The 10,346-nt window shown below is 44.9% G+C and carries 9 protein-coding genes; 5 read left to right on the forward strand and 4 right to left on the reverse strand.

Features of this window, described 5'->3' with window-relative positions:
• Together H9625_RS16270 and H9625_RS16275 are read left to right on the forward strand one after the other, a co-directional pair.
• The coding region (locus H9625_RS16270; RefSeq protein WP_191765341.1) for a PD-(D/E)XK nuclease domain-containing protein at positions 1 to 1,023 on the forward strand (1,023 nt) is incomplete at its 5' end.
• A gap of 274 nt (positions 1,024 to 1,297) precedes the next feature.
• Positions 1,298 to 1,588: a hypothetical protein gene (locus H9625_RS16275; RefSeq protein WP_158100047.1), complete on the forward strand. Its 291-nt coding sequence runs from the start codon at positions 1,298 to 1,300 to the stop codon at positions 1,586 to 1,588.
• A gap of 113 nt (positions 1,589 to 1,701) precedes the next feature.
• Here the strand turns inward: H9625_RS16275 and H9625_RS16280 are convergent, their stop codons facing one another.
• From H9625_RS16280 to H9625_RS16295, 4 genes are all read right to left on the reverse strand, one after another.
• Positions 1,702 to 3,522, reverse strand: a complete 1,821-nt coding sequence (locus H9625_RS16280; protein WP_191765343.1) for an LTA synthase family protein — start codon at positions 3,520 to 3,522, stop codon at positions 1,702 to 1,704.
• A gap of 109 nt (positions 3,523 to 3,631) precedes the next feature.
• A complete protein-coding gene (locus H9625_RS16285; protein WP_087212264.1) occupies positions 3,632 to 4,258 on the reverse strand; it encodes a ribonuclease H1 domain-containing protein in 627 nt (208 codons plus the stop codon).
• Between the two features lie 79 nt (positions 4,259 to 4,337).
• On the reverse strand, positions 4,338 to 6,131 hold the full coding sequence (gene argS / locus H9625_RS16290; RefSeq protein ID WP_191765345.1) for an arginine--tRNA ligase: 1,794 nt from the start codon (positions 6,129 to 6,131) through the stop codon (positions 4,338 to 4,340).
• 408 nt (positions 6,132 to 6,539) lie between these two features.
• On the reverse strand, positions 6,540 to 7,766 hold the full coding sequence (locus tag H9625_RS16295) for a M16 family metallopeptidase (RefSeq protein ID WP_087406434.1): 1,227 nt from the start codon (positions 7,764 to 7,766) through the stop codon (positions 6,540 to 6,542).
• A 199-nt stretch (positions 7,767 to 7,965) separates the two neighbouring features.
• Here H9625_RS16295 and H9625_RS16300 point away from each other — a divergent pair, with 199 nt between their 5' ends.
• From H9625_RS16300 to H9625_RS16310, 3 genes are all read left to right on the forward strand, one after another.
• Positions 7,966 to 8,499: an LOG family protein gene (locus H9625_RS16300; protein WP_087212274.1), complete on the forward strand. Its 534-nt coding sequence runs from the start codon at positions 7,966 to 7,968 to the stop codon at positions 8,497 to 8,499.
• 112 nt (positions 8,500 to 8,611) lie between these two features.
• Positions 8,612 to 9,211: an SIS domain-containing protein gene (locus tag H9625_RS16305; RefSeq protein WP_087406433.1), complete on the forward strand. Its 600-nt coding sequence runs from the start codon at positions 8,612 to 8,614 to the stop codon at positions 9,209 to 9,211.
• A 146-nt stretch (positions 9,212 to 9,357) separates the two neighbouring features.
• A complete protein-coding gene (locus H9625_RS16310; protein WP_191765347.1) occupies positions 9,358 to 10,287 on the forward strand; it encodes a carbohydrate kinase family protein in 930 nt (309 codons plus the stop codon).
• Positions 10,288 to 10,346 lie beyond the last annotated feature (59 nt).

Consider the following 10,346-nt stretch of genomic DNA (forward strand, 5'->3'; position numbering starts at 1 on the left):
GCTGACGAGGACTTGCAGTTTGTGCTGTTGACGGGCGTGACCAAGTTCTCTCAGGTAAGTGTGTTCAGCGGGTTCAATCAGCCGGCAGACATCAGCATGGACCGCAGGTATGAAACGCTTTGCGGCATCACGCAGGAAGAACTGGAGCATTATTTCGCTGGACCAATTCATGAGTTGGCAGAAGATTACGGATGTACGGACGATGATATGAGAGGACAATTAAAGCATCAATATGACGGCTATCACTTCAGCAAAGGAATGGTGGACGTGTACAATCCGTTCAGTTTGTTGAACGCTTTTGCTTCACTGGATATCCAAGACTATTGGTTTGCCAGTGGTACGCCCTCTTACCTGGTCCGCCTGCTGAACCATACGCAGGAGAACTTGAACGAATTGACCGGACGCTATTACCGCCCCGAAGAGTTTGTCGACTATAAGGCGGACGTGGAAAAGCCCTTGCCGATGATTTACCAGAGCGGCTACCTGACCATAAAAGGATATGAAAGGACCTATAACCGTTTCTTACTTGATTTTCCTAATAATGAGGTAAAGAATGGATTTGTTTCCTTGATTGCCGCAGATTACTTAAAGCCGCAAGAGAACATGAAGAATTGGGTAATAGACGTGGTGGAATCATTGAAGCACGGTGATGTGGAGCAACTCCGCAAGCTGTTCACCTCGTTCCTTGCCGGCATCCCGTACTCAATGCGTGCTAAGAAGGACGAGGCGGAGAAGGAACGCTTCTTCCACTATACGCTTTACCTCATCTTCCGCCTGATAAGTGTCTACACGGTCTATACGGAGAAGGAGCAGAGCCAAGGGCGTGCCGACTGCATCGTGGAGACGGATGACTACATTTATATTTTCGAATTCAAGCGCGACGGCACGGCGGACGAGGCTTTGGCGCAGATAGAGGCGAAAGGTTATGCCCGACCCTACGAAGCCGACCCGCGCACCTTATATAAAATAGGAGTGAACTTCTCTTCCGAAACGGGTACGGTGGAGGACTGGAAAACCGTCTGATTTACTATTTGTCTATTTACGATTTACTATTAATGAATTTCGCAAAAGCCATGTAGGGGCGTATCGCATACGCCCTGAATGCATTTGCGTGGATAAGTTGGCGCATTCGGGCGTATCGCATACGCCCTACAGTTCATTGAGTGAAATGCGTAAGCATTTTTTCATATCCGTAATTTGAAGGTTAATGTAAAGATAAAAAGAAAGGGAGGCGATTCCCAATACAAGATTGAGAACGCCTCCCTTATCTTAGAAGCTGTTTTGAATTTATCGTGCGATGATTTGGGATGAGTTTTTGAGGCATTTTCGCTTCTGTGATGAGGAAGATAGCGGGCTATCTGACGAAGAACAGGAGCGAAAAGGACCAAAAAATCGCCCAAAGCACACACGAAAACGAATACATCAAGCCAAGAAAAACTTTTTGGAGAAATTCAAAACAGCTTCTAAAGTTTTCTCTGCGTTTGTATGTAATGAATATCTGTATTTCGCCCCTACATGGGATATTTGCGGATATTCAATTTATATTTTATCAAGTGCACCAATTATTATGAAACTGTTTTCGAATTAGTCAAATAGGAATATTATGGGTACAGGCAAACGTAACAACAAGAATATGCCTCGCAGGAGAGGACTGTCTTCTTTCCGAAATCGGATAATCCTTTCCTGCGTGGAAGCTGACATTCAGCGTGCACCTATGTCATCGTATGAACTTTGTAAGATGGCTTTTCCGCGCAAAATGCGGTTGGTGTTGGATGATGGGCGTTCTATCATCGGACGGTCTGCATTTAAGTCCATTACAGTAACTCCAGTGCTGTCGGCAAATGCATAACCACCACCAAAACTCCAGTAGGCGAAAGGATATGTATATTCCGTTCCCAAGACGTTACGGCTGAAGTTGAATTCACTATGATCAATGCCTAATTGTGCCAATAATGTCGCTGCAAGGTCTGTCTGGTTCATGATGCAGTCAATTACCATCGGTTGTTTTACAGAACCTCCCAACCACAGCATCGGAATATGGTGGATACGCTCGTCGTGTCCATGGCCACTATTGTCCGGATAATAAAATCCATGATCAGACAGGCATATTATCAATAAATCTTTCCATATGGGTGTTTGTTTCAGTTTTTCGACAAATTCTCCCAAACAATGGTCGGTGAAAGCAAAAGCATTTGGTTTTGCTTCTGGCAGACGATGGTAAGGCACTTCGAAAGGTTCATGGCTGCTCAGGGTGAGGAAAGTTGTGTGCCATGGTGTTTCCTGCCGTTCTGTCAGCATCTGAAACAAGTGGTCGAAAGTGATGTCGTCATTCACTCCCCATGCATTTTGATGCTGATTCATCGGGAAATCGACATCTGCGGTCAGTTTCTGGTAACCGCTTTGCAACAGGTAGCTTTTCATATTGGTGAAATTGATGTCTCCTCCATACAAAAAATCGGTATGATAACCTTCTTTCACCAGTTTTCCTGCAATGGATGGCAGTGTACGGCTTTTGGCTGGTATTTTCATGACAGACAGGTCTGGAAAGCTTTGATAACCGCTTAGAGCACAAATGGTTCCACGGTCGGTACGGAAACTGTTTGCATAGCAATGTGTAAACCAAATGCCTTCTTTCGCCAGGCGGTCAATATTCGGGCTGGCATTTTGGGTGCCACCCAATGATTCTATCATGGTAGCTCCGAATCCTTCCATCAAGATAATCAGTATATTAGGACGATGGGTGTTGAGCAATTCTACTGTATTCTTGCCTTTCGTAGGATATAGCCCGTCGAATAAGGTTTTGCGTTCTGCTTCATCGAAATAGTCATACTGGCTGGCATAGTCTTTGGTCTTGCTGATGGATGCCAGCAAGCTGAAAGCCGGATTGACAGCTGAATGATTTAAAAATTCATCGTTGCAGAAATATACTTGTCCGATATTGCTGGTCGATTCACTTACGCCCCCTCGTATAATGAGAAAAAGTAAGCCTCCTATTAAAAGAGTACTTAATGTAGCTGCGAGTCTCTTCCGCACATAGGACAGGCAGCGGGGGGTAAAATAATACAATACCCAGCACATGATGCCGGCAAGTAAAAGTATGATTAATATGCGAAGAGTGATAAACCCTATGGAGACACTGGCGGCTGCATTTTTGGGTGATTCCAGATAGAAGAATACTGATGCATCGAGTTTAAAATTCCAGAATGGATACAGGCACATGTCGCCTACAAAGATAGTTGCTACGATAAGGCTGATAAATATGTAATAAATGACGATTATCTTCCGGAGCGGGAAATGTTTGAACCAAATGCTGATGCTGATTACCAGCCACGGCAGGGCAGTAAGATATCCTGTAGTTGCTGCATCGAGGCTGATGCCGTGCCACATTACTTTAAAATAATCAAGCGCAGGCACACCTCGTCCCACAGCATCATTGTAAAACATAAAGCCGGGCTTCTGAACTATAAAAAATAGCAGTATCAAAGCAAAAAAGCCCATAAGATAAGCAAGTCTTTTTTTCATTTGTTCTTCTTTTTAAATTGGCAATATTTCCGTTGACAAGCTTTTCATCACTTTCAGAAATTTCTCACAAAAACGAACCTGCCCCTTTGTAAACTTGTCAGTTCATTCCCTATTTGCGTCCGAAATCGGCAGGAACCTCGCCCCAGAGTTCGGTTTCCCATTTGTGTAAGGGAGTATTGTATGTATGTTCGCGCAACCATTTCTCGGCACGTTCTATCAGGCGAAACAATTCTTCGGTCTTTGCCGTACGCTCCAGTTTGGTTTTGCATTTCTTTTGCTTTACCCAGCTCAAGGCGTTCCGGCTATCCGAATAGACAGGCATGGAGATGTTCTTCTGTTTTAACAAAGCAAGGGCATGTACGATGGCAAGGAATTCGCCGATGTTATTCGTACCATAGACGGGACCGAAGTGAAAGATTTCCTGCCCCGTCAACAGATACACACCCCGGTATTCCATCGGACCTGGATTACCGCTGCATGCCGCATCTACGGCAAGGCAATTCAGGTCGAAACCGGAAGGCAAGCGTTTTTCAAGAGATTGGTTTGCCGTTTCTTTATGGGGCTGCAGGTAATGGTGCGGAGGGGTAACCAATGCCTTTTCTGCTTCTTCACGTGTATCAAACGATTTATAGAGCGCACCTTTATAGCCTTTAATCTGTAGCTGGCAATCTGTCCACGAGTCGTACACACCTGGTTCTACGCCTTTCCACACCACGTAAAATTTCTTCTTTCCCATATAATTTCTTTTTTCACCACAGAATTACACAGATTTTCAATCAATTTTTAATCTGTGTAATCTGTGGTGAAGCTGTTTCTTACATGCGTTCAGGCACTTCGATGCCCAGCAATCCCATGGCTTCTTTCACAATCTTGCCCACGTTCTGGCTCAGGGCAAGGCGGAAGATTTTCAACGCTTCGTTTTCTTCGCGCAGGATGCTGAAGTCGTGGTAGAACTGGTTGTATTCTTTTACCAAGTCGTAAGCGTAGTTGGCAAGGATAGACGGGTTATAGTCGGTACCTGCCTGAGCTACGGTAGCCGTAAAATCTGCAAGCATCTGAATCAGTCCTTCTTCTTTTGCCGTCAGCTCGATGCCGGCCGGGATAACCGCCGGTATTGTGATGCCGGCATCGGCTGCCTTGCGCAGGATGGACTGGATACGGGCATACGTGTATTGGATGAAAGGACCGGTATTTCCGTTGAAGTCGATAGATTCTTTCGGATTAAAGGTCATGTTCTTGCGCGCATCTACCTTCAAGATGAAATATTTCAATGCGCCCAATCCTACGATGCGGGCGATGTCATCGGCTTCTTCCTGTGTCAGTCCGTCCAGTTTGCCCAATTCGTTGCTGGTTTCCTTAGCAGTCTGAATCATGGCTTCCATCAGGTCGTCGGCATCTACCACGGTACCTTCGCGGCTCTTCATCTTTCCTTCGGGCAATTCTACCATGCCGTAAGAGAAGTGCACCAAATCTTTTCCCCACTCGAATCCCAGCTTGTCGAGCAGGATAGAAAGCACTTGGAAGTGGTAGTTCTGTTCGTTGCCTACCACGTATATCATCTTGTCTATCGGATAATCGGCAAAGCGCTGCTCGGCAGTACCGATGTCTTGGGTCATGTAAACCGAGGTACCGTCGGCACGGAGCAACAGTTTCTGGTCAAGTCCTTCGGGGGTAAGGTCTGCCCATACCGAACCGTCTTCCTTGCGGTAGAAGATACCTTTTTCCAGACCTTCCAACACTTTCTTTTTCCCTTCCAGATAGGTGTTCGATTCGTAATAAATCTTGTCGAAGCTTACTCCCATCATCTTGTATGTCTCATCGAATCCGGCATATACCCAGTTGTTCATCTTCTCCCAAAGGGCACGCACTTCGGGGTCGCCTGCTTCCCATTTGCGGAGCATTTCACGGGCTTCCTGCATCAAAGGCGACTGGGCTTCGGCTTCTTCCTTGCTCATTCCCTTTTCCATCAGTTCGGCTACTTCGGCTTTGTAGTGCTTGTCGAAGGCTACGTAGTAATCGCCTATCAGGTGGTCGCCTTTCTTTCCCGATGATTCGGGAGTCTCGCCGTTACCGTATTTCAGCCATGCCAGCATGGATTTGCAGATGTGGATGCCGCGGTCGTTCACGATGTTGGTTTTCACCACGCGGTTGCCGTTGGCAGCCATGATATTGGCAAGTGCATTTCCCAGCAGGTTGTTACGCACATGTCCCAAGTGGAGCGGCTTGTTGGTATTGGGCGATGAATATTCAATCATCACCAGCGGAGCCTTCTCGTCGGCTTTGCGGATACCCCATTGCGCATTGGCATGGATGCGGTTCAGCAAGTCAATCCATACGTCCGAAGCAATCGTCAGGTTCAGGAATCCTTTGATGACATTATAGTCGGCAATGGCAGGTTCGTTCGCCTTCAGGTATTCCCCGATTTCCTGCCCGGTTTGTTCCGGCCCTTTCTTCGAAAGTTTCAGAAAAGGGAACACTACCACTGTCAAGTGGCCCGCAAACTCTTTCTTCGTCTTTTGCAACTGCACCATGGCGGGGGTAATCTCCGCTCCGTACAGCTTCTTCACTCCGTCGATGACGGAAGCTGTAAGTTTGTCTTCTATTTTCATGTGTATATCTTTGTGCGTTTGTTTTTTACTTTGTGCGCAAAGGTACGAATTATTTTTAAGTTCTTAAGGCTTTTAAGTTTGTGAGTTTGTAAGTTTTTGTGTGACGGTAACATGTCGGAGCATTGGAAGGCTTTCTTTATCTGCTTTTCACCTGACGATATTTAAGCATACCTCTTGATGAACATAAGTGAGTAGACCGTTTAACATAAGTGCCTCGGGCGTTTCACATAAGTGAGTCAGTCGTATCACTTATGTTCGTTTGAGGGGGCTTTGTGCCAATCATGAATAAATGTGCAGATAACTTAGTCTGGTGTAAGATTAATAATCTTACAGCGGATGGACTTATATGCGTTTGCCGGCGCACTTATATCTTTTATCGTTTCAAGACGGTTGGGAAGCTTGCAGAAGCTATGTATAAATCAATGTGGAAAGATAATCTTCTGCAAACATTTCATTGGCAATATCTTGCAACTGCGATGCTGTGAGGGCTTCAATACGGTGGAACAATTCTTCTTTCGAATCATAATGCTTATAATGAAGGAAGCATTTTGCCATATCAAGGGCATTGTTTTCGAAATTATCACTTGCTACGCCGATTTGGCCGATGATTTGTTTCTTGGCTGCATTCAGACGTGAAGAGGTGAGAGGTTCTTCCCGCAACTTACGCAGTTCTTTCTGTACCAGCTCGATACATACATCTGTATCTTTAGGATCGCATCCGAAATAAATGCAGAACGTACCGGTATCAGTATAGGAAGTCAGGCTTGACTCTACGCTGTATACCAGTCCTTTTCGTTCGCGCAGAGTAACATTCAGCCGACTGTTCATACCTGGTCCGCCTAAAATATTGTTTAGCAGATAAAGTCCTGTCCGACGTTCGTCATAAGCATGATAACCACGTCCGCCTATCATTACGTGTGCCTGATGTGTGTCTTTATGCAGGACAAGTTTGCGTGGGCGATAGGTATCCGGTGCCTGGCGGAGATAGTTCTCCACTTTTCCGAAAGGTATGTCTGCCGTAAGCTTTTCCATGGCATGTACGATGCGGTGAAAGTCCAGGTTGCCTTGTACAAAGAAGATAAGATTGTCGGGTTTGTAATAACGGTGTACAAAGTTCATGGCATCTTCGCTCTGAAAATTGCGTAATTGGTCAGGTTTGCCTAAAATGTTGCGTCCCAGTGGGTGGTTAGGAAAAATCAGTTCTTCGAAGTCATCGAATATCAGTTCTGCCGGGCTGTCTTCGTAGCTCTGTATCTCGTCAATGATTACTTCTACTTCTTTCTCTATTTCATTTTGCGGGAAAGTGCTGTTGAACACAATGTCGGTCAGCAGTTCGGCGGCACGCAGAAAGTCTTCTTTTAAGAAAGCACTGTAAATCACCGTTTCTTCTTTATTGGTATAGGCATTCAAGTCACCACCCACATTCTCCATACGGTTCAGGATATGCCAGGCGTGCCGTTTGCGTGTTCCTTTGAATATCAGATGCTCTACAAAGTGCGCCATGCCTTGTTCATCTTTGCGCTCGTCACGTGTTCCGGCATTTACTGCATAGCCGCAATAAGCCACATTGATAGGATTCGGTTCGTGAATGATACGTATTCCGTTGGGTAAAGTGGCAGTTTGATAAGTCGTCATTTTCTGTTTTCTACTTATTTTGGGTGCAAAAATACAATAATACTCATTGCTTTTGCAGAAAAAATACAGATATTTGCAGGAAATTAATAAGGTAACGAGTTGACAAGTTAACCAGTTGACAAGGTTTTAAATACCTTTAGTAAAACTATTCAGAGCCTTGTAAACTTGTCACCTCGTCAACTTGTCAACTAAAAAGACTATGAATAAGATAGCGTTATTTTGTTCTGCATCCGATGCAATCGACCCGATTTATGCAGAGAAAGCCAAAGAACTGGGTGAGTGGATGGGCGAACATCGTAAATGGCTGATATATGGTGGTTCCAGCAGCGGGCTGATGGAAGCCGTTGCAGATGCTGCCAAAGAAAAAGGGGCAATGATTATGGGTGTCGTGCCTACCAGACTGGAGGAACGTGGAATGGTAAGCGATAAGCTGGATGTGACATTCCGCACCTTTAACTTGAGCGACCGGAAGGATACGATGTTGCAAGAGGCTGAAGTGATGGTGGCATTGCCGGGCGGTATAGGTACGCTGGATGAAATATTTCATGTCATGGCATCAGCTACTATCGGTTATCATAGCAAGCAGGTTATATTTTATAATATCAACGGCTTCTGGGATGATATTTTGCACTTTTTCGACCGGCTGGAAAAAGCCCGTTTTGCTCATCATCCGTTGAGGCAATACTATAAAGTGGCAAACACGTTTGAAGAGCTGACCGAACTTTTGAAATAAAGTCCGCATTAGCTTGTAAGTTCTTGAGTTTGCAAGTTTAAAACTGAAAGAACTCAACAGCTTACAAACCCAGGAACTTAATTGTTAATTATTCATTATTAATTATTTAAAGATGGATTCCATTCACGAATTGTTGCGCCGTGAAGCGCAAGCTGTACTCGATATTCCAGTAACGGATGCATACGACAAGGCTGTTTGCCTGATTGTAGAACAGGTGCATCAGAAAAAAGGGAAACTGGTTACCAGCGGCATGGGAAAAGCCGGACAGATAGCCATGAACATTGCTACGACTTTCTGCTCCACCGGCATACCGGCTGTCTTCTTACATCCCAGTGAAGCACAACATGGCGATTTGGGTATTTTGCAAGAAAATGACTTGCTCTTGCTTATCTCTAATTCGGGAAAAACACGCGAAATCATCGAATTGACAGATTTGGCTAAAGGCTTGAACCCTAAGCTGAAAAAGATTGTCATTACTGGAAATCCAGATAGTCCGCTGGCCGAAGCTGCTGATATCTGTATTGCTACCGGACATCCTGACGAAGTTTGCCCATTGGGCATGACCCCTACTACTTCTACTACAGTTATGACGGTAATAGGCGATATTCTTGTAGTAGAAACCATGAAACGTACAGGGTTTACCATTGAAGAGTATAGCAAGCGCCATCACGGCGGTTATCTGGGAGAACGTTCGCGCGAATTAAGTAAGTAAATATCAGATTTTTAAGTTCTTGAGTTTTTAAGTTTGTAATTTTTTACGCATCTGTCAAGCTTCAACCTAAAAATGAAAGAACTTACAAACTCAAGAACTCAAAAACCCAAGAACTCAAGAACTTACAAACTCAAAAACTTACAACTATGAGAAAAGTAATAGGTATAGGAGAAACGATTTTGGATATTTTGTTCCGCAACGGACAGCCACAGGCGGCTGTACCGGGAGGATCGGTATACAACGCAATGATTTCACTGGGAAGAATGGGAATGGATGTAACATTTATCAGCGAAACCGGGAATGACAGGGTAGGCAGCATGATTTTGGATAATATGCGTGCCAATGGTGTGCGTACAGACAATGTCAATGTCTTTCCTGATGGGAAATCACCTGTATCTCTGGCTTTTCTCAATGAGAACAACGATGCCGAGTATATTTTCTACAAAGATTATCCGCGTCAACGGTTAGATGTGACTATGCCCGATATTCAGGCGGATGACATTGTTATGATTGGTTCATATTTTGCCGTCACACCGGTATTGAGAGACAAGGTGAAAGAACTGCTCGAACTGGCACGCGAGCGGGGAGCTATCATTTACTACGATGTAAACTTCCGGAGTACGCATGCCAATGAAGCTATCAAATTGATGCCTACCATTCTTGAAAACTTCGAATATGCTGATATCCTGCGTGGCTCGTCCGAAGATTTCCGGTTTATGTTCGGACTGGACCGTGCCGAGGAAGTTTATCGTCAGAAAGTGGCTTTTTATTGCAATCCGTTTATTTATACCGATGGAGCACACGATGTCCGTCTGTTTACCCGCCAATACTCCAATACATATCCGGTGCCGAAGGTCGAAACCGTAAGCACGATTGGAGCCGGCGATAATTTCAATGCAGGCATTGTGTACGGACTGATAGAAAACCGTGTCCGCCGTTCCGATCTTGATAGTCTATGCCAAAAAGATTGGGATGACATCATAGCCTGTGGACTGGCATTCGGAAGTGAGGCATGCCGCAGTACGGAAAATTCCATTTCGCTGGAATTTGCAAAGAATTTTAAGAAGCTGTTTTGAATTTATCGTGCGATGATTTGGGATGAGTTTTTGAGGCATTTTCGCTTCTGTGATGAGGA

It is taken from the genome of Phocaeicola intestinalis (assembly GCF_014837065.1).
GTDB lineage: Bacteria > Bacteroidota > Bacteroidia > Bacteroidales > Bacteroidaceae > Phocaeicola > Phocaeicola intestinalis.

Bases quoted from the DNA above. Each gene is read 5' to 3' on its own strand.
- H9625_RS16300 (WP_087212274.1), top strand. From the start codon at position 7,966: ATGAATAAGATAGCGTTATTTTGTTCTGCATCCGATGCAATCGACCCG.
- H9625_RS16285 (WP_087212264.1), bottom strand. From the start codon at position 4,258: ATGGGAAAGAAGAAATTTTACGTGGTGTGGAAAGGCGTAGAACCAGGT.
- H9625_RS16305 (WP_087406433.1), top strand. From the start codon at position 8,612: ATGGATTCCATTCACGAATTGTTGCGCCGTGAAGCGCAAGCTGTACTC.
- H9625_RS16275 (WP_158100047.1), top strand. From the start codon at position 1,298: ATGATTTGGGATGAGTTTTTGAGGCATTTTCGCTTCTGTGATGAGGAA.
- argS (WP_191765345.1), bottom strand. From the start codon at position 6,131: ATGAAAATAGAAGACAAACTTACAGCTTCCGTCATCGACGGAGTGAAG.
- H9625_RS16310 (WP_191765347.1), top strand. From the start codon at position 9,358: ATGAGAAAAGTAATAGGTATAGGAGAAACGATTTTGGATATTTTGTTC.
- H9625_RS16295 (WP_087406434.1), bottom strand. From the start codon at position 7,766: ATGACGACTTATCAAACTGCCACTTTACCCAACGGAATACGTATCATT.
- H9625_RS16280 (WP_191765343.1), bottom strand. From the start codon at position 3,522: ATGAAAAAAAGACTTGCTTATCTTATGGGCTTTTTTGCTTTGATACTG.